This is a genomic window from Pseudomonas sichuanensis, from assembly GCF_003231305.1.
GTDB lineage: Bacteria > Pseudomonadota > Gammaproteobacteria > Pseudomonadales > Pseudomonadaceae > Aquipseudomonas > Aquipseudomonas sichuanensis.
The window spans coordinates 44,887-62,802 of the sequence record NZ_QKVM01000001.1; the positions used below are offsets into that span (position 1 = coordinate 44,887).

Genomic DNA, 17,916 nt, shown 5'->3' on the forward strand with positions numbered 1-17,916 from the left:
ACCTTTACATGATCGCTTGTCTGCGGCTGTTCACAGCCCTCTGCCTCGCTGCCCTGCTGGCAGCCTGCGCCAGCTCGCCCTCATCCAGCCTGGGCGAACTGCCACGCACCCCGGATGCCAGCATCGAACAGCTGCTCGAGAAGGCAGCCACCAGCAAGTCTGCCGAGGATGCAGCCCTGCTGCGACTGAGCGCCGCCGACCTGGCCTACAAGCAGAAAGACTACCCACGCTCGGCGCGTATCCTTGAGCAGGTCCCGCTGGACTCGCTCAAGCCGGCCCAGCAGGTCTTCGCCAACACGCTGGCGGCGGAACTGGCCATGTCCCGCAATCAGCCCAAGGCAGCCCTGGCAGCACTTGCCCACCCAAGCCTGCAACGCGTCGGCGAACTGCCGGAACAGCAGCAGGCGCGCACCTACCGCGTTCACGCCGCCGCCCTCGAGGCCGACGGCCAGGCCCTGGCCGCCGCACAACAGCGGGTGCTGCTGACGCCACTGCTCAGCGGCCAGGCGGCCAGTGCCAACAATGACGCCATCTGGGCCCTGGTCGCCTCGCTGCCAGCCGAACAACTGCAAACACCGGCCAGCAACGAAACCCTTGCCGGCTGGACCAGCCTGGCCCTCGCCGTGAAGCGCGCAGGCACCCTGGAGCAGCAACAGGCCGCGATCGACACCTGGAAAGGCCAACACCCCGACCATCCGGCTGCCAAGCAACTGCCGGTCGCCCTGGTCAAGCTCAAGGAACTGGCCAGCCAGCCACTGACCAAGATCGCCCTGCTGCTGCCCCAGGAAGGGCCGCTGGCAGGCGTCGCCCGCGCCCTGCGCGACGGTTTCATGGCCGCACACTTCCAGGCCCAGCAAGGCGGCCAGCCAGCCCCTGCCGTGCAGGTGTTCGACAGCTCGCGCATCACCTCGCTCGATGACTTCTACCGCCAGGCCCAGGCCGCCGGCGTGCAACTGGTGGTCGGCCCGCTGGAAAAACCGCTGGTGAAAAAGCTCGCGGCCTACCCGCAACTGCCCATCACCACCCTGGCCCTGAACTACGCCGATGCCGGCCAATCAGCCCCGCCTCAACTGTTCCAGTTCGGCCTTGCAGCCGAGGACGAGGCCCGCGAAGTCGCCCGCCGCGCCCGTGCCGACGGCAAGGTCCGTGCGGTTGCGCTGGTACCGCGCGGCGAATGGGGTGACCGCGTACTTGCTGCCTTCCGTAAGGACTGGGAAAGCAATGGCGGCACCCTGCTGGCCGCCGAGCGCATCGCCCAGCCAGTAGCCCTGGCCCAACAGATCGCCGACCTGTTCCAGCTGCGCCAGAGCGAAGGCCGCGCCAAGAGCCTGCAAAGCACGGTCGGCAGCGACATCGCCGCCCAGCCGTCGCGCCGCCAGGACATCGATTTCATCTTCCTTGCCGCCACCCCGCAACAGGCCCAGCAGATCAAGCCGACGCTGAACTTCCAGTACGCCGGCGACGTGCCGGTGTACGCCACGTCCAACCTGTACAGCGCCAGCGGCGACATCAACCAGTACAACGACATGAACGGCATCCGCTTCTGCGAAACGCCGTGGCTGCTCGACACCACCAACAGCCTGCGTCAGCAGGTGGTACAGCAGTGGCCGCAAGCGGCCGGCAGCCTCGGCCGCCTGTACGCCATGGGCGTCGACGCCTACAGCCTGGCGCCACGCCTGAGCCAGCTCAAGGCACTGCCGGACAACCGCGTCGAAGGCCTGTCTGGCAGCCTCAGCATGAACCCAGCGCAACGCATCGAACGTCAGCTGCCTTGGGCCGAGTTCTCCGGCGGCCAGGTCAAACGCCTGCCGGACACGCCGCGCTGATGCCCGGCGCATCGCCCAGCCACGCGGGCCAGGCTGCCGAAGACCAGGCCCTCGATTACCTCCGAGGGCAAGGTCTGCAGTTGCTGACGCGCAACTGGCGATGCAAGGGCGGCGAGCTCGATCTGGTCATGCTCGATGCCGATACAGTAGTATTCGTCGAAGTCCGCTATCGGCTACACGCGGACTTCGGCGGCGCGCTCGGCAGTATCGACGGGCGCAAGCAGAAGCGACTGGCGCTGGCCGCCAACTTATTCCTGCACGATGAACCCCGCTGGGCCGCTCAACCCTGCCGCTTCGACGTTGTCGCCCTGCAGGGCCAAGGCCATGCCGGGCAACCGCTTCTTTGGCTGAAAAACGCCTTCGAGTGCTGAACCTGTACCGAATTTTTCGCTCTATGTTTCGCGGGCGGACCCTGGCGCGCGCCGCGCCGGCCACCGCCCCATTTAAGGTCACCAGATGGACATGCAATCCCGAATTCGCCGGCTGTTCCAGGCCAGCATCGACACCAAGCAACAGGCAATGGACATCCTGGCACCTCACATCGAGCAGGCCAGCCTGGTCATGGTCAACGCCCTGCTCAGCGACGGCAAGATGCTCGCCTGCGGCAACGGCGGCTCGGCCGGCGACGCCCAGCATTTCTCGTCAGAGCTGCTCAACCGCTTCGAGCGCGAGCGCCCGAGCCTGCCGGCCATTGCCCTGACCACCGACAGCTCGACACTCACCTCGATTGCCAACGACTACAGCTACAACGAGGTCTTCTCCAAGCAGATTCGCGCCCTGGGCCAGCCCGGCGACGTTTTGCTGGCGATCTCCACCAGCGGCAACTCGGCCAACGTGATCCAGGCGATCCAGGCCGCACATGACCGCGAAATGATTGTCGTAGCCTTGACCGGTCGCGATGGCGGCGGCATGGCCTCGCTGCTGCTGCCCGAGGACGTGGAGATCCGCGTACCCTCGACCGTCACCGCACGCATCCAGGAAGTCCACCTGCTGGCGATCCACTGTCTGTGCGACCTGATCGACAGCCAACTGTTCGGGAGTGAAGAATGATCCCCAAGCACCTCGGCCTGATGGCCCTCACCCTGTGCCTGAGCGTCACAGGCTGCAGCTCGGTACTGACTTCGGCGCGCAACTCGCCCATCGAGGATGACCGCGGCACCCGCACCATCGGCAGCAAGATCGACGACTCGCTGATCGAGACCAAGGTTTCGGTCAATATCGCCAAGGCCAACCCAGACCTGGACCAGGGCTCGCACATCGTCGTCAGCAGCTACAACGGCGTTGTCCTGCTGGCCGGCCAGACGCCGCGCGCCGACCTCAAGTCGCTGGCCGAGCAGACCGCCAGCCAGGTCCAGCGGGTCAAGAAGGTCCACAACGAACTGCAGGTGATCCAACCTTCCTCGATCCTGGCGCGCAACAACGACGCCTGGCTCACCACCAAGATCAAGACCCAGATGCTGACGGATGCCAGCGTCCCCGGCTCGCGCATCAAGGTGATCACCGAGAACGGTATCGTCTACCTGCTCGGCCTGGTCACCCAGCAAGAGGCCAACGCTGCCACCAACGTGGTGCAGAGCGTCTCGGGCGTGCAAAAGATCGTCAAACTGTTCGAATACATCGACTGATCCCCCGCGAGGGCGAAACCCGCGCCCTCGCCTTTCAACCCCGATCCAGGAAGTACCCCATGAAGAAGTACCTGCTGCCCGCCCTGCTGATTGGCACCTTCGCCACCCTGGCCGGCTGCTCTTCGCCGAGCGTGATCACCCTCAACGACGGCCGCGAACTGCAGACCCTTGACACCCCGCACTTCGATCGCGACTCCGGCTTCTACGAGTTCAAACAGCTCGACGGCAAGCAGAACCGCGTCAACAAGGACCAGGTGCAGAGCATCAAGGACCTGTAAGCGCAAACCGTCAGGCACAAAAAAGGCGATCCACAATGGATCGCCTTTTTTGTTACTTGACCACCTTGAGGCTGGGTCGACCACTGGGGCGTGGCGGCTGGCTCCCGCCTTCCGGCGGGCCATCGTCATCCGGCTCGACACTGTCATCGTGCAGGTCATCTTCATCATCGAGCGGCGGATCCAGCTCAAAGACCATGCCTTGACCGTTCTCACGGGCATAAATACCCAGGATCGCGCCGGCCGGCACATAGAGCGAGTGGGACACACCACCGAAGCGCCCCTCGAAGCTCACCGCATCGTTATCCATGTGCAAGCTACGCACAGCGCTGGGCGAGATATTCAGGACGATCTGGCCATCACTGGCAAAACCCTGAGGCACCTGGACTGCCGGGTACTCGGCATTGACCAGCATATGGGGCGTGCAATCGTTGTCGACGATCCACTCGTACAGCGCACGAACCAGATAGGGGCGACTGGAGTTCATCAACGGTTCCTCTTAAACCTTGCGCATTTCACGTTCGGCAGCAGACAGGCTCGCCTGGAAAGGCTCGCGGGCGAACTGTCGCTCCATGTAATCCAGCAACGGCTTGGCCTGCCGTGGCAATTCAATACCCATCACCGGCAAGCGCCAGAGCATGGGCAATAGACAACAGTCGACGAGGCTTTGCTCCTCGCTCATGAAACAGGGCATCTCGCCAAATAGCGGCGCTACGCCGGTCAGGCTCTCTCGCAGCTCCTTGCGTGCCTGGGTGCGTGCCGCCTCGCTGCTGCGCGGGTCGAGCACGGTATCGGCCAGGGCGCACCAGTCACGCTGGATACGGTGCATCAGCAATCGACTGTTGCCACGCGCCACCGGGTATACCGGCATCAGTGGCGGATGAGGATAACGCTCGTCGAGATACTCCATCACCACGGTCGACTCATACAGCGCCAGGTCACGATCGACCAGTGTCGGCAGGCTGCCATAAGGATTCACTTCGACCAGCTTGGGCGGCAGGCGTTTGGCGTCGACGTCGATGATCTGCACGGCGATGCCTTTCTCGGCGAGCACCAGGCGTACCCGATGAGAGTAATGATCAGCGGGGTCGGAATAGCAGGCTAACCTGTTGGTTGCGCCCATGTAGCGCCTCCTCGCACGGGATGCTTGTAAAACTGTAAATGAAAACGCGCCCGGGGCGCCCCAGCATTGCTGCCAAGGCGCCCCGGGCGCGTTCAACAACCAGAAACTACTGCGTGATCAGTGCACGTCCTTCCAGTATTCGCGCTTGAGCAAGTAGGCGAACACGAAGAAGAAAGCCAGGTACAGCAACACGTAGGTACCGATGCGCTGGCTTTCCAGTTTGACCGGGTTGGCCGAATAGGCCAGGAAGGTCACCAGGTTCTTGACCTTCTCGTCGAACTGCTCGGGCGTCAGGGTACCGGATTTCTCCTCGATGGTCAGCTGGTCGCACGCTTCATGGGTCAGCGGGCTGCCGGTCAGCGGGTCGAACTGCTTCTTGCCGTCGATCACGGTCTGCACCTGCTTGCAGCCGATCACCTGATTACCCTGCAGGCCGACCAGCACGTTGGGCATCCCCACATTGGGGAAGACCTTGTTGTTCACCCGGTAAGGCCGCGCAGGGTCCTCGTAGAAGCTGCGCAGGTAGGTGTACAGCCAGTCATTGCCACGCACCCGGGCAACCAGGGTGAGGTCGGGAGGCGCCGCGCCGAACCAGGTCTTGGCATCGTTTGGCTGCATGCCGATCTTCATGTGGTCACCGATCTTGGCACCGGTGAACACCAGGTTCTCGAGCATCAGCTCGTGCGGGATCCCCAGGTCGTCGGCCACCCGCTCATAGCGCTGGAACTTGGCGCTGTGGCAGCCCATGCAATAGTTGGCGAAGGTCCGCGCACCGTCCTGCAGGGCAACTTTGTCAGTGAGGTCGACATCGACCTTGTCCAGCTCCAGGCTGTGCTCGGCGGCAAACGAAAGGCCAGGCATCAGTGCCAGCAAACATACTGCAATCAACTTTTTCATCAGCCAGTCACCCTTTCCGGAACCGGTTTGGTCTTCTCGAGCCTTGTGTAGAACGGCATCAGCAGGAAGTAGGCGAAGTACAGCACCGTACACACCTGCGACAGCAAGGTACGCCCCGGGGTCGGTGCCAGTACGCCCAGCACACCGAGGATGACGAAGGCCACGCAGAACACCAGCAGCCAGACCTTGCTCAGCCAACCCTTGTAGCGCATGGAGCGCACCGGGCTGCGGTCAAGCCAGGGCAACACGAACAGCACAGCGATCGCGGCGCCCATGGCGATCACCCCGAACAGCTTGTCGGGCACCGCACGCAAGATCGCGTAAAACGGCGTGAAGTACCACACCGGGGCGATATGCTCAGGGGTCTTGAACGCGTTTGCCTGCTCGAAGTTCGGTTTCTCCAGGAAGTACCCACCCATTTCCGGGAAGAAGAACACCACAGCGCAGAACACGAAGAGGAACACCACCACGCCGACGATATCCTTGACGGTGTAGTACGGGTGGAATGGAATGCCGTCCAGCGGGATACCGTTCTCGTCCTTTTTCTTCTTGATGTCCACACCATCAGGGTTGTTCGAACCCACTTCGTGCAAGGCCAGAATGTGCAGCACGACCAGGCCGAGAATCACGATCGGCAAAGCCACCACATGCAAGGCGAAGAAGCGGTTCAGGGTGATACCCGAGATCAGGTAGTCGCCACGGATCCACTGGGTCAGGTCACCACCGATCACCGGAATCGCGCCGAACAGCGAAATGATCACCTGGGCGCCCCAGTACGACATCTGGCCCCATGGCAGCAGGTAGCCCATGAAGGCCTCGGCCATCAGCGCCAGGTAGATCAGCATGCCGAACAGCCAGACCAGCTCGCGCGGCTTCTGGTAGGAGCCGTAGAGCAGGCCGCGGAACATGTGCAGGTAGACCACGATGAAGAACGCCGAGGCGCCGGTGGAGTGCAGGTAGCGCAGGATCCAGCCGTACTCGACGTCACGCATGATGTACTCGACCGAGGCGAAGGCCTCTTCCGCCGAGGGGGTGAAACTCATGGTAAGCCACACGCCGGTAACGATCTGATTGACCAGCACCAGCAGCGCCAGCGAGCCGAAGAAGTACAGGAAGTTGAAGTTCTTGGGCGCGTAATACTTGCTCAGATGGTCTTCCCACATCTTCGTGGCGGGGAAGCGCGCATCGATCCACTCCATGAACTTGCTCATCATGCTTTCTCCTGATCGATGCCGATGACGACAAGGTCGTCCGACTCGTACGAGTGCGGTGGCACTGGCAGGTTCAGAGGTGCTGGCTGGGATTTGTAGACACGACCCGCCAGGTCATAGTGCGAACCGTGGCAAGGGCAGAAATAGCCACCGACCCACTTCGGCCCAAGGTCGGCCGGAGCGACTTCGGGACGGAACGTCGGCGAGCACCCCAGGTGGGTGCACAAGCCGACCAGAATGAGGATTTCAGGTTTGATCGAGCGATTCTGCGGATCGACGTAGGTGGGCTGCACCGACGCCTTGGATTCAGGATCGGACAGCTCGGCGGTGAGCTTTTTCAAGTTGCCGAGGATTTCGTCCGTTCGGCGCACGATGAAGACCGGCTGACCACGCCATTCAGCCACCATTTGCTGGCCTGGCTCGACCTTGGCGATATTGACCTTCACCGGTGCCCCTGCGGCTTTCGCCTTGGCACTGGGAAACCATGACCCCACGAACGGTACCGCAGCCCCCACTGCCCCCGCTGCCCCGACCACGGATGTCGCGGCTACGAGGAAGCGGCGCCGGCCTGCGTTGACGCCGTCATTGCTCATTCAGTCCTCTCCCATCAGCTTGCTTGGCCTGTTTGAACAGGCATCTACTTAGGTACGTCTGTGGCACTAAAAATTGGCCGCCATGGTAAGAAACAAATCCACACACTGACAAGGTGATTACCCGTTCGTGGGCTACAACCCTCGCTTTGCTTGATCTGCGTCTATACGACAAGTGCCCACCGACTGCTGACAGGTTAGTTCAAGCCATAAAAAAAGCCCGGTTCCAAAGGAACCGGGCTTCTTCGACTGCCGAAGCGAAATTAACGCTTGGAGTACTGAGGACGCTTACGCGCTTTACGCAGACCCACTTTCTTACGCTCGACTTCACGAGCGTCGCGGGTGACGTAGCCAGCACGACGCAGAGCGCCACGCAGGGTTTCGTCGTATTCCATCAGGGCACGGGTGATACCGTGGCGGATCGCACCGGCCTGACCGCTGACACCACCACCGGAAACGGTGACGTAGATGTCGAACTTCTCAACGGTCTCGGTCAGTTCCAGCGGCTGGCGAACAACCATGCGAGCGGTTTCGCGGCCGAAGAACACGTCCAGGGAACAGTTGTTGATGGAGATGTTACCGGTACCAGGACGCAGGAAAACGCGAGCGGTTGCGGTCTTGCGACGGCCAGTGCCGTAGTTTTGAGTCGCCGACATAATGAACTATCCCGTTAGATCTTCAGTTCTTGAGGCTGCTGAGCAGTGTGAGGGTGAGCAGCACCCGCGTACACTTTCAGCTTGCGGTACATGTCGCGACCCAGCGGGTTCTTCGGCAGCATGCCTTTGACCGCGGTTTCGATGACACGCTCAGGGGCCTTGGCGATCAACTTCTCGAAGTTGATTTCCTTGATACCGCCCGGGAAGCCGGAGTGGGAGTAGTACATCTTGTCGGAAGACTTGGCACCAGTCACACGAACCTGCTCGGCGTTGATGACGACGATGTAGTCGCCGGTGTCAACGTGAGGGGTGTATTCTGGCTTGTGCTTGCCACGCAGGCGGCTAGCGATTTCGGTAGCCAGACGACCCAGGGTCTGACCAGCGGCGTCGACTACGAACCACTCGCGCTTTACTGTTTCCGGTTTAGCAGTAAAAGTTTTCATTCTCTAAAGCCTCAGAGGCCGCCCAGCGAAAAATAGACGGCGAATCTTACTGGATAGTGCACGGCTTGCCAAGGGCAAACGCGCAGCCGAACGCTGACGCTTTTGGGGGCTCGGGTCGGGCACGCCAATGTTCGACAAAGGTTCTTCAGTCGTGGTGGTGCATCACTTCCGCCACGCGAAGAGCTGCAGAATTATCCAGATTGCGCGAAAAATTTCAACCTGCTTTTATGGGCTTCTTTGTCTGGAGCGTCTTTTCGATGGAATACCGCAAGCTCGGTCGTACCGACCTCAACGTCAGTGCCCTCTGCCTGGGCACCATGACCTGGGGCGAGCAGAACACCCAGGATGACGCCTTCGCCCAGATCAAGCTGGCCAAGGCCGCCGGCATCAATTTCATCGACACCGCCGAGATGTACCCGGTGCCACCGCGCCCGGAGACCTATGCCGCCACCGAACGCATCATCGGCAACTGGTTCGCAAAAAATGGCGACCGCGACGACTGGCTGCTGGCCAGCAAGGTCGCCGGCCCCGGCAACGGCATCAGCCACATCCGCGACGGCCAGCTCAAGCACAACCGCCAGCACATCGTTGCCGCACTCGATGCAAGCCTGGCGCGCCTGCAAACCGACCGCATCGACCTGTACCAACTGCACTGGCCCGAACGCAGCACCAACTTCTTCGGCAAGCTGGGCTACCAGCACCTGCCCAACGACATGTTCACGCCGCTCGAAGAAACCCTCGAAGTGCTCGACGAGCAGGTGAGCGCCGGCAAAATCCGCCATATCGGCCTGTCCAACGAAACCCCGTGGGGCACCATGAAGTTCCTGCAGCTGGCCGAGGCCCGCGGCTGGCCGCGAGCGGTGTCGATCCAGAACCCCTACAACCTGCTCAATCGCAGCTTCGAGGTGGGCCTGGCGGAAGTGGCGATCCGCGAACAGTGCGGTCTGCTGGCCTACTCGCCGCTGGCCTTCGGCATGCTCTCGGGCAAGTACGAAAACGGCGCCCGCCCGGAAAACGCCCGGCTGACCCTGTTCAGCCGCTTCGCTCGTTACTCCAATCCGCAGACCGTGGCAGCTTGCAGCCGCTATGTGCAGTTGGCCCGCGACCATGGCCTGGACCCGGCGCAGATGGCCCTGGCGTTCGTCACCCGGCAACCCTTCGTGACCAGCAATATCATCGGTGCGACCACCCTCGAGCAGTTGCAGAGCAACATTGATAGCCAGGGCCTGAACCTGAGCGATGAACTGCTGGCGGCGATCGAGGCAATCCATCAGGAGCAGCCGAATCCAGCGCCTTGATCAGCCCCCCATCGCGCACGACAACACCCGTGGGAGCGGCGGTGCGCCGATGCGACTTGCCCCGCGATGGGGAATGCGGGGTAGACACAATCGCCAAAAAATAAGACGATCCAGCCGGTGATTGACCACTCTACCCTATAAGAACAATGACAATGATGTTTACCCAACCCCCCGCGTCGCTGCGGCGCGTCAGCATCCTGGCCATTGATAAAGTGTTCGCTTCGACACTGATGCAGGCCAAGGACTTCTTCCACCTGGCCAGCCTGCGCTACAGCAAGCAACTGGGCCTCGGCCTGCAGCCGATGTTCGAGATCGCCCTGGTGAGCCCGGACGGCCTGCCCGTGGACAGTTTCAGCAATGTGCAACTGCCGGTCGACAGTGGCCTGAACGATGCCGATGTGATCATCCTCCCGGCCTTCTGGGACGATTTCGACAACCTGCTGCAACGCTACCCTCAGGTCTTGCCCTGGCTGCGCGCGCAGCACGCCCGCGGCGCAGTGCTGTGTGCCGAGGCCAGCGGCGTGTTCTGGCTGGCCGAGTCCGGGCTGCTGGACGGCAAGGAGGCGACCACCTATTGGCGGTTCTTCGCCAGCTTCGAGGAGCGCTTCCCCAAGGTACGGCTGAACCAGGACAAGCACCTGACCGACGCCGACAACCTCTACTGTGCCGGTGGCACCACCTCGGCCTGCGACCTGTATATCTACCTGATCGAGCGTTTCTGCGGCGCCAACGTGGCCCGTGCAGTGGCCCGCGACATCCTCTACGAAGTGCAGCGCAGCTACACGCCCGGGCGCATGGGCTTTGGTGGGCAGAAACTGCACCAGGACCTGATCATCCTGCAGATCCAGCACTGGCTCGAAGAGCATTTCGCCGACAAGTTCCGCTTCGAGGACGTGGCCCGCAACCACGGCATGAGCATCCGCAACTTCATGCGCCGCTTCCAGAGCGCCACCGGTGACAAGCCGCTGCACTACCTGCAGCGCCTGCGCATCGAGACGGCCAAGGGCCTGCTGTCGAGCTCGCGCAAGAGCATCAAGACCATCAGCTATGAGGTGGGGTACGACGACGCGAGCTTCTTCGCGCGGCTGTTCCGCCAGCACACCGAACTGTCGCCGAACCAGTATCGCCAGCAGTTCATGCAGGAAGCCTGAACGCAAGAGGGCCGCTTCGCGCCCCATCGCCGGCAAGCCGGCTCCCACACCGACCTACTGTGGGAGCTGGCTTGCCAGCGATGGGGCGCGAAGCGGCCCCAGGTTTTGGTCCCTTACGGCTTGTGCGCCCGCGCCAGGAACTCGTGGGACTGCATCTCCAGCAGGCGGCTCAAGGTACGCTGGAATTCGAAGCTCAGGCGCCCGCCGGTATACAGGTCCTTGAGCTCCACCTCAGCCGAGATGATCAGCTTCACGTTACGGTCGTAGAACTCGTCGACCATGTTGATGAAGCGCCGGGCGATGTCATCGGTCGCCACCCCCATCTGCTCGACGTTGCTCAGCAGCACGGCATGGAAGATCTTGCCCAGCTCGATGTAGTCGTTCTGGCTGCGCGGGCCGTCGCACAGGGCGCGGAAGTCGAACCAGGCGACGTCGTCGCAGGTACGCAGGGCGGTGATCGGGCGGTTCTCGATCATCAGCACGTCGTTCTCGACCGCCTGGGTGCACTCCGGCGTCAACGCCTTGAAGCTCGCACGCAGGCTCTGGTGGGCGGCATCGTTGAGCGGGTAGTGGAACAACTCGGCCTGCTCCAGGTGACGCAGACGATAGTCCACACCACTGTCGACGTTCACCACGTCGGTGTACTGCTTGATCATGGCGATGGCCGGCAGGAAACGCGCACGCTGCAAGCCGTCCTTGTACAGGCCGTCCGGCACGATGTTGGAGGTGGCCACCAGCGACACGCCGTTCTTGAACAGCTCTTCCATCAGGGTGCCGAGGATCATCGCATCGGTGATGTCGGAGACGAAGAATTCGTCGAAGCAGATGACCCGGGCTTCATCGCTGAAGCGCTTGGCGATGATGGTCAGCGGGTTCTTCTCGCCCTTGAGGGTTTTCATCTCCTCGTGCACACGCTTCATGAAGCGGTGGAAGTGCGTGCGCATCTTCTGCTTGAACGGCAGCGCCTCGTAGAAGGTGTCGACCAGGTAAGTCTTGCCTCGCCCTACCCCACCCCAGAAGTACAGGCCCTTGACCGGGGTCTGCTCCTTCTTGCCGAACAGCTTGCCGAACACGCCCGGCTTGTTGTTCTGCGCGTGTACCAGGTCGTCGTACAGACGCTGCAGGTGACGCACCGCAGTTTCCTGCGCCGCGTCATGGAAGAAGTCGGGGCGTTTCAGATCGGCTTGATAGCGTTCTAAGGGAGTCATAATTCGTTAGCGAGGCAACAAAAAACGGGCCGTCACTGTAGCGACCGGCCCGCTTAATGGCAATGATACATGCGGCCAATGCGCGCAGGAATCAACCTCGTGGGAGCGGGCTTGCCCCGCGATAGCGTCGGAAAACCAAGCTTCGTTGCATGCTCCAACGCAGATCGCGGGGCAAGCCCGCTCCCACGCTCCCTTACTCCTGGGCGGGTTGCAGCGCTTCACGCAGGCTCTGAACCGCCGCGTCACGGGCCTCGGCGCTGTCGAACTGCTGCCCCTCGGCCACCTGCTCGCCTTCCAGCCACAGGCTGAAGCTCAAGCCCTCGACCCGCACATCGGCCTCGCCACCTTGCTGCAGCTGCTTGCTCACCGCACCTGCGCTCTTGCCATCGGCAAAGCGGCGCGACAGCAGCAGTTGCTCGCCGTCGGCGGCCAGCAGGCGGAAGCGGAAGCTGCCGTCTTCGTCGCGGAAGCTGACGAAACGCGCGCTCTTGGCGGCCTTTTTCTTCACTTCGGCATTGGCCTGCACGCTGGTGCGGAACGAACGCAAGCCCACCGCCTCGCGCAGCTGCTCGAGGAACGGCGTGGCGCTCTTGCGCGCCTTGGCGGCACCGGCCAGCAGGATGTCTTCCAGGTCCGAGGGGCGCGAGATCAACTGGTGATAGTGATCGCGCTTCTCGGCCAGCTGGCCGTCAAGCAGCTGGAACAGGCGCTGCTTGGCCTCGCCCCAGCCCAGGCCCTGCAGCAGCTCTTCACGGAACTCGGCGCATTGCGCCGGCGTCGAGAAGGCCTGGAACAGGGTGAACAGGTGCGAATTGTCCGGGTCCTTGGCTTCGCCCGGGGCCCGCGAGTCGGTGACGATGCGCGAGATCGCGTCCTTCATGTCCTTGGCGCTGGTGAACAGCGGGATGGTGTTGTCGTAGCTCTTGGACATCTTGCGCCCGTCCAGGCCCGGCAACGTGGCCACGCTTTCCTCGATCACTGCCTCCGGCAGGGCGAAGAAGTCCTTGCCCTGGCCGAACAGGTGGTTGAAGCGCTGGCCGATGTCGCGGGCCATCTCCACGTGCTGGATCTGGTCGCGGCCGACCGGCACCTTGTGCGCGTTGAACATCAGGATGTCGGCAGCCATCAGCACCGGGTAGCTGAACAGGCCCATGGTCACGCCGGCGTCCGGGTCTTCACCGTTTTCGACGTTCTTGTCCACCGACGCCTTGTAGGCGTGGGCGCGGTTGAGCAGGCCCTTGGCGGCAACGCAGGTCAGCAGCCAGGTCAGTTCGGGGATCTCGGGGATGTCGGACTGGCGGTAGAAGGTCACCTTGTCCGGGTCCAGGCCGCCGGCCAGCCAGGTGGCGGCGATCTCCAGGCGCGAACGCTGGATGCGCAGCGGGTCGTCGCACTTGATCAGGGCGTGGTAGTCGGCCAGGAAATAGAACGAGTCGGCACCGGGCTGCTGGCTGGCGAGGATCGCCGGGCGGATGGCGCCGGCGTAGTTGCCCAGGTGCGGGGTGCCGGTGGTGGTGATACCGGTGAGGATGCGCGTAGTCATGGGTGTTCGCTTGTTCAGGCTTGCTCAGTTCGAAAGGCGCGGCAGCAGCAGATCCTTCAGATCGGTCAGCTTGCCATGGAAGAAGTGTCCGCATTCTGCCACTTTCAGCAGCTCATGGGGGCGCGACAGGGCGGCGGACCAGTCGTAGACCAGCTGCGGCTCGACCACTTCGTCGGTGTCCGGCTGCACGACCGTCAATGTGACCCGCTCAGGCATCGGGAACTGCTCGCTCAGGCGCATCACCGCCGGGGCGATCATGAACAGCTGCTGCAACGCGATGCCGTCGGCTTCCAGGCGCCCGGCCAGGCTGGCGGCGACGAAGCCACCGAAGGAGAAGCCCATCAGCACCAACGGCAACTGCGGGTGCTGCTCACGCAGCCAGGCCGCGGCGGCCTGGGCGTCGGCCACTTCACCGGCCCCCATGTCATGGCTGCCGGCGCTCTGGCCGACGCCGCGGTAGTTGAAGCGCAGGGTGACGTAGCCGGCGTCCCGGGCGGTACGTTGCAGGGTCGAGACCACCTTGTTGAGCATGGTGCCGCCCTGGACTGGGTTGGGGTGGCAGATCAGCACCGCGCCACGGGCATCGGCCACGTCCAGGTACAAGGCTTCCAACTGGCCGCACGGGCCATCGATGAACAAGGGTGTTTCGCGGATAAGCAAGGTACTACTCCGTGACCTCGGGGAGGGTCGACTCGTCTAGCAAAGGAATTCTGTTCTGATTTGCGATTGCTCGCGGTATACAGCGCAGGTCTGAGCCGTTAACGTAAAGCAAAGCCGTTTATAGAGGAAGGACTCGTGGAACACTCGCTCCTTGTTTGGTTGCTGCCGACCCTGGCCCTGGTCATCGGTGTCGTTGCAGGTTTCGCGCTGGCCCGCCTGCTGCCCAATGCGGCGCCCAGCAATACACAACGCCAACTGGATGACATCCAGCAGCGTTTCGACACCTATCAGAACGAAGTGGTCACCCACTTCAACAGCACCGCCTCGCTGGTGCAGAAGCTCACGCAAAGCTACCAGGACGTGCAGGACCACCTGGCCGACGGCGCCAACCGCCTGGCCCTCGACGAGCTGACCCGCCAGCGCCTGCTGGCTGCCCTGCATTCGGAAGCGGCGCAAGCTCCACGTGATCGCCTCACGCCACCGAAAGACACCGCCGAAGTGCCGCGCGACTATGCGCCCAAGGCACCTAACTCGCCGGGCATGCTGGATGAGAGCTACGGCCTCAAGCGTTGATCGGATGAAATGAAGAAGGCCTCGAAAGAGGCCTTTTTTGTGGGAGTCGCGCTCACCATCGCGGGGCAAGCTCGCTCCCACGCCGACAGGGCATGGCGTGGGAGCGGGCTTGCCCCGCGATCTGGCCAGCACCGGCAATACATCAGCGGTACCAGGCTGCCTCATCATCCACGATCGCGTACCGCGCCCTGGCCTGCCCCAACACTTCTCTTGGCAACCGCCCCTGCCGCACCAGCCCATACAACGCCGCCATCACCACCGCGAACCGATCCACCTCGAAGAACCGCCGAAGGTGCTGACGGCTATCGCTGCGGCCGAAGCCATCGGTGCCCAGGGTGATGTAAGGCGCATCGACATACTCGGCGATCAGCTGCGGCCAGGCGCGCACATAGTCACTGGCGGCGATCACAGGCGCATCGCCTTCGAGGCAGCGCCGCACATGGCTGTCCTCCACATCTCCCGCTATCGCGGCCCGACGATGATCCCTGGCCTCCCGGGCCAGCTCACTGAAGCTGGTGACACTGAACACCTCGCTGTCGACCTGCCATTCGGTCGCCAGCAGTTCACTGGCTTTGATCACTTCGCGCAGGATCGCCCCCGAACCCAGCAGCCGCACCTGGGCACGCGGCTCTACTGACTGCTGCCGTGCGTGCAGGTACATGCCACGCAACACATCGGCGTGTACGCTCGACGGCAGCGACGGCTGTGGATAGTTTTCGTTCATGACCGCCACGTAATGGAACTCGTCGCATTGCTCCACCAGCATGCGCCGTGCGGCATGGTCGAGGATCACCGCCAGCTCCCCGGCGAAGCACGGATCCCAGGCCCGGCAGTTGGGCACCATCGACGCCATGACCAGGCTCGAGCCATCCTGGTGTTGCAACCCCTCCCCACCGAGCGTGGTGCGCCCGGCAGTGGCGCCCAGCAACAGGCCACGGGCACGCTGGTCGGCGGCGGCCCAGATCAGGTCGCCGACACGCTGGAAACCGAACATCGAGTAATAGATGTACACCGGCAGCATCGGCTCGCCGTGCACCGCATACGAAGTGGCGGCCGCGACCCAGGACGAGATCGCCCCGGCCTCGGTGATGCCCTCTTCCAGCAACTGGCCGTCGCGCGCCTCCTTGTACGTCAGCAGCGAGCCTGCATCCTCGGGCTCGTAGCGTTGCCCCGCCGGTGAATAGATACCGATCTGGCGGAACAGGCTGGCCATGCCGAAGGTTCGCGCCTCATCGGCGACGATCGGCACCACACGCGGCCCCAGCCCTGGGGCCTTGAGCCAGTGGCCGAGCAGGCGCACGGCGGCCATGGTGGTGGACATTTCCTTGCCGTCGGCCTGCAGGGCGAAACCTGCGAACGCATCGAGCGTCGGCAGTGGCAGCGTGGCGCAGTCGCTGCGGCGCACTGGCAGGGGGCCGCCAAGGGCTTCCCGGCGCTGGCGCAGGTAGACCATCTCCGGGCTGTCCGCAGCCGGGCGATAGAAGCGCAGTTGCTCCACTGCCTCGTCCGACAGCGGCAGGTGAAAACGATCACGGAAGGCCAACAGCGCCTGTACATCCAGCTTCTTGGCCTGGTGCGCGGTCATCCGTGACTCACCGGCGCTGCTCATGCCGTAGCCTTTCTTGGTCTTGGCCAGGATCACCGTCGGCCGCCCCTTGCACGCCCTGGCGGCGGCATAGGCCGCGTGCAGCTTGCGAAAATCATGGCCACCGCGCTTGAGAGCGTTGATCTGCTCACTGCTCATATGCGCCACCAGGCGCTGCAAGGCCGGGTCCTGGTTGAAGAAATGCTCGAGGTTGTAGCTGCCATCCTTGGCGCCCAGGTTCTGGAACTGGCCATCGGGTGTCGCCGCCAGCTGGCGCAGCAACGCGTGCTCGTGGTCGCGGGCGAACAACGCGTCCCACTCCGAGCCCCACAGCACCTTGATCACATTCCAGCCGGCACCGCTGAACAGCGCTTCCAGCTCCTGGACGATCTGGCCGTTGCCACGCACCGGGCCATCCAGACGCTGCAGGTTGCAATTGACGATGAAGGTCAGGTTGTCCAGCCCTTCACGGGCGGCCAAGGTCAGGCCGGCGATGGACTCCGGCTCGTCCATCTCGCCGTCGCCGAACACGCCCCACACATGCCGCGCCGAGGTATCCAGCAGGCCGCGATGCTGCAGGTAGCGCATGAAGCGCGCCTGGTAGATTGCACTGAGCGGGCCGATGCCCATGGAGCCGGTGGGGAATTGCCAGAAGTCGGGCATCAGCCAGGGGTGTGGATAAGAGCACAGGCCATTGCCCGCGATCTCCTGGCGGTAGTTGGCCAGTTGCTGTTCGCTCAACCGCCCTTCGAGAAACGCCCGGGCATAAATGCCCGGCGCCGAGTGCGGCTGGAAGAACACCAGGTCGCCCGTGCGCCGCTCGCCGCCGCTTTCGCCGCGGAAGAAGTGCTGGAAACCGACCTCGAAGATCTCCGCCGCCGAGGCGTAGCTGGCGATATGCCCGCCCAGTTCGCCATAGGCATGATTGGCCCGCACCACCATGGCCAGGGCATTCCAACGCAGGATAGCGGTGATCCGCTCATCCAGCTCCAGGTCGCCGGGGTAGGTACCTTGCTGCTCCACTGGCAAGGTATTGCGGTAGGCAGAAAACGCCTGGGCCTCGCGCTCAAGGCCCAGCTCCAGGGCATGGGCCTGCAGGCGCTGCAGCAGGTAGCGCGCCCGCGCCGGGCCGCAATGGGCCAGGCTGGATTCCAGGGCCTGGCACCATTCGGCGGTTTCCGCCGGGTCGCTGTCCAACGCGGCATCGTGGGCCGTAAACGGCGCGTTCGGGTTCATCATCGCTACCATCGCG

19 protein-coding genes are annotated in these 17,916 nt (G+C 63.1%); 8 read left to right on the forward strand and 11 right to left on the reverse strand.

Features of this window, described 5'->3' with window-relative positions:
• Positions 1–8 precede the first annotated feature (8 nt).
• The 5 genes from DM373_RS00220 to DM373_RS00240 all read left to right on the forward strand — a co-directional run bounded on the left by DM373_RS00220 (position 9) and on the right by DM373_RS00240 (position 3,729).
• Entirely contained in the window at positions 9–1,826 is a 1,818-nt protein-coding gene (locus DM373_RS00220; protein WP_110991626.1) for a penicillin-binding protein activator, read from the forward strand.
• Positions 1,826–2,197, forward strand: a complete 372-nt coding sequence (locus DM373_RS00225) for a YraN family protein (RefSeq protein ID WP_110991627.1) — start codon at positions 1,826–1,828, stop codon at positions 2,195–2,197. Before DM373_RS00220 ends, DM373_RS00225 begins: the two co-directional genes overlap by 1 nt.
• Before the next feature lie 85 nt (positions 2,198–2,282).
• Complete coding sequence (locus DM373_RS00230; RefSeq protein WP_011535550.1) at positions 2,283–2,876, forward strand: phosphoheptose isomerase; 594 nt, start codon at positions 2,283–2,285, stop codon at positions 2,874–2,876.
• The gene (locus DM373_RS00235) at positions 2,873–3,451 is read left to right on the forward strand and encodes a BON domain-containing protein (RefSeq protein ID WP_110991628.1); all 579 of its coding nucleotides are present in this window, start codon (positions 2,873–2,875) and stop codon (positions 3,449–3,451) included. Before DM373_RS00230 ends, DM373_RS00235 begins: the two co-directional genes overlap by 4 nt.
• A 59-nt stretch (positions 3,452–3,510) precedes the next feature.
• Positions 3,511–3,729, forward strand: coding sequence for a YgdI/YgdR family lipoprotein (locus DM373_RS00240; protein ID WP_110991629.1), 219 nt, complete (start codon positions 3,511–3,513; stop codon positions 3,727–3,729).
• Positions 3,730–3,781: 52 nt separating this feature from the next.
• Here the strand turns inward: DM373_RS00240 and DM373_RS00245 are convergent, their stop codons facing one another.
• The 7 genes from DM373_RS00245 to rplM all read right to left on the reverse strand — a co-directional run bounded on the left by DM373_RS00245 (position 3,782) and on the right by rplM (position 8,646).
• Positions 3,782–4,213: a ClpXP protease specificity-enhancing factor gene (locus tag DM373_RS00245; RefSeq protein ID WP_110991630.1), complete on the reverse strand. Its 432-nt coding sequence runs from the start codon at positions 4,211–4,213 to the stop codon at positions 3,782–3,784.
• Positions 4,214–4,225: 12 nt separating this feature from the next.
• Positions 4,226–4,849 carry a glutathione S-transferase N-terminal domain-containing protein gene (locus tag DM373_RS00250; protein ID WP_110991631.1) on the reverse strand — a complete coding sequence of 208 codons (624 nt, stop codon included), beginning with the start codon at positions 4,847–4,849 and terminating at the stop codon, positions 4,226–4,228.
• Positions 4,850–4,966: 117 nt separating this feature from the next.
• Positions 4,967–5,746, reverse strand: a complete 780-nt coding sequence (locus tag DM373_RS00255) for a cytochrome c1 (protein WP_110991632.1) — start codon at positions 5,744–5,746, stop codon at positions 4,967–4,969.
• On the reverse strand, positions 5,746–6,957 hold the full coding sequence (locus tag DM373_RS00260) for a cytochrome b (protein ID WP_110991633.1): 1,212 nt from the start codon (positions 6,955–6,957) through the stop codon (positions 5,746–5,748). Before DM373_RS00260 ends, DM373_RS00255 begins: the two co-directional genes overlap by 1 nt.
• Positions 6,957–7,550 carry a ubiquinol-cytochrome c reductase iron-sulfur subunit gene (gene petA, locus DM373_RS00265; RefSeq protein WP_110991634.1) on the reverse strand — a complete coding sequence of 198 codons (594 nt, stop codon included), beginning with the start codon at positions 7,548–7,550 and terminating at the stop codon, positions 6,957–6,959. Before petA ends, DM373_RS00260 begins: the two co-directional genes overlap by 1 nt.
• A 260-nt stretch (positions 7,551–7,810) precedes the next feature.
• Entirely contained in the window at positions 7,811–8,203 is a 393-nt protein-coding gene (rpsI, locus tag DM373_RS00270; protein ID WP_110991635.1) for a 30S ribosomal protein S9, read from the reverse strand.
• A gap of 14 nt (positions 8,204–8,217) precedes the next feature.
• Positions 8,218–8,646 carry a 50S ribosomal protein L13 gene (gene rplM / locus DM373_RS00275; RefSeq protein ID WP_003260798.1) on the reverse strand — a complete coding sequence of 143 codons (429 nt, stop codon included), beginning with the start codon at positions 8,644–8,646 and terminating at the stop codon, positions 8,218–8,220.
• Positions 8,647–8,903: 257 nt separating this feature from the next.
• Between rplM and DM373_RS00280 the strand changes: the two genes are divergently transcribed.
• Together DM373_RS00280 and DM373_RS00285 are read left to right on the forward strand one after the other, a co-directional pair.
• Positions 8,904–9,944, forward strand: a complete 1,041-nt coding sequence (locus DM373_RS00280) for an NADP(H)-dependent aldo-keto reductase (RefSeq protein WP_110991636.1) — start codon at positions 8,904–8,906, stop codon at positions 9,942–9,944.
• Positions 9,945–10,198: 254 nt separating this feature from the next.
• Positions 10,199–11,095 (forward strand): GlxA family transcriptional regulator, encoded by an 897-nt coding sequence (locus tag DM373_RS00285; protein ID WP_167409780.1) that lies wholly within the window; start codon positions 10,199–10,201, stop codon positions 11,093–11,095.
• Positions 11,096–11,208: 113 nt separating this feature from the next.
• Here DM373_RS00285 and zapE read toward each other — a convergent pair whose 3' ends face one another.
• The 3 genes from zapE to DM373_RS00300 all read right to left on the reverse strand — a co-directional run bounded on the left by zapE (position 11,209) and on the right by DM373_RS00300 (position 14,506).
• Entirely contained in the window at positions 11,209–12,303 is a 1,095-nt protein-coding gene (gene zapE, locus DM373_RS00290) for a cell division protein ZapE (RefSeq protein WP_110991637.1), read from the reverse strand.
• A 193-nt stretch (positions 12,304–12,496) separates the two neighbouring features.
• On the reverse strand, positions 12,497–13,846 hold the full coding sequence (locus DM373_RS00295) for a tryptophan--tRNA ligase (RefSeq protein WP_110991638.1): 1,350 nt from the start codon (positions 13,844–13,846) through the stop codon (positions 12,497–12,499).
• Positions 13,847–13,870: 24 nt separating this feature from the next.
• A complete protein-coding gene (locus DM373_RS00300) occupies positions 13,871–14,506 on the reverse strand; it encodes an alpha/beta hydrolase (RefSeq protein WP_110991639.1) in 636 nt (211 codons plus the stop codon).
• 135 nt (positions 14,507–14,641) lie between these two features.
• On the opposite strand from DM373_RS00300, the gene DM373_RS00305 reads away from it, so the two are divergent.
• On the forward strand, positions 14,642–15,079 hold the full coding sequence (locus DM373_RS00305; protein ID WP_110991640.1) for a Z-ring associated ZapG family protein: 438 nt from the start codon (positions 14,642–14,644) through the stop codon (positions 15,077–15,079).
• A gap of 142 nt (positions 15,080–15,221) precedes the next feature.
• On the opposite strand, the gene mdeB is transcribed toward DM373_RS00305, so the two are convergent.
• Entirely contained in the window at positions 15,222–17,912 is a 2,691-nt protein-coding gene (gene mdeB / locus DM373_RS00310; RefSeq protein WP_110991641.1) for an alpha-ketoglutarate dehydrogenase, read from the reverse strand.
• Between the last annotated feature and the right edge of the window lie 4 nt (positions 17,913–17,916).

Excerpts from the sequence above, each read along its gene's own strand:
- DM373_RS00235 (WP_110991628.1), top strand. The coding sequence starts at position 2,873 with ATGATCCCCAAGCACCTCGGCCTGATGGCCCTCACCCTGTGCCTGAGC.
- rplM (WP_003260798.1), bottom strand. The coding sequence starts at position 8,646 with ATGAAAACTTTTACTGCTAAACCGGAAACAGTAAAGCGCGAGTGGTTC.
- DM373_RS00280 (WP_110991636.1), top strand. The coding sequence starts at position 8,904 with ATGGAATACCGCAAGCTCGGTCGTACCGACCTCAACGTCAGTGCCCTC.
- zapE (WP_110991637.1), bottom strand. The coding sequence starts at position 12,303 with ATGACTCCCTTAGAACGCTATCAAGCCGATCTGAAACGCCCCGACTTC.
- DM373_RS00230 (WP_011535550.1), top strand. The coding sequence starts at position 2,283 with ATGGACATGCAATCCCGAATTCGCCGGCTGTTCCAGGCCAGCATCGAC.
- DM373_RS00255 (WP_110991632.1), bottom strand. The coding sequence starts at position 5,746 with ATGAAAAAGTTGATTGCAGTATGTTTGCTGGCACTGATGCCTGGCCTT.
- DM373_RS00250 (WP_110991631.1), bottom strand. The coding sequence starts at position 4,849 with ATGGGCGCAACCAACAGGTTAGCCTGCTATTCCGACCCCGCTGATCAT.
- DM373_RS00225 (WP_110991627.1), top strand. The coding sequence starts at position 1,826 with ATGCCCGGCGCATCGCCCAGCCACGCGGGCCAGGCTGCCGAAGACCAG.
- DM373_RS00245 (WP_110991630.1), bottom strand. The coding sequence starts at position 4,213 with ATGAACTCCAGTCGCCCCTATCTGGTTCGTGCGCTGTACGAGTGGATC.
- mdeB (WP_110991641.1), bottom strand. The coding sequence starts at position 17,912 with ATGGTAGCGATGATGAACCCGAACGCGCCGTTTACGGCCCACGATGCC.
- DM373_RS00295 (WP_110991638.1), bottom strand. The coding sequence starts at position 13,846 with ATGACTACGCGCATCCTCACCGGTATCACCACCACCGGCACCCCGCAC.
- rpsI (WP_110991635.1), bottom strand. The coding sequence starts at position 8,203 with ATGTCGGCGACTCAAAACTACGGCACTGGCCGTCGCAAGACCGCAACC.
- DM373_RS00220 (WP_110991626.1), top strand. The coding sequence starts at position 9 with ATGATCGCTTGTCTGCGGCTGTTCACAGCCCTCTGCCTCGCTGCCCTG.
- petA (WP_110991634.1), bottom strand. The coding sequence starts at position 7,550 with ATGAGCAATGACGGCGTCAACGCAGGCCGGCGCCGCTTCCTCGTAGCC.
- DM373_RS00240 (WP_110991629.1), top strand. The coding sequence starts at position 3,511 with ATGAAGAAGTACCTGCTGCCCGCCCTGCTGATTGGCACCTTCGCCACC.
- DM373_RS00260 (WP_110991633.1), bottom strand. The coding sequence starts at position 6,957 with ATGAGCAAGTTCATGGAGTGGATCGATGCGCGCTTCCCCGCCACGAAG.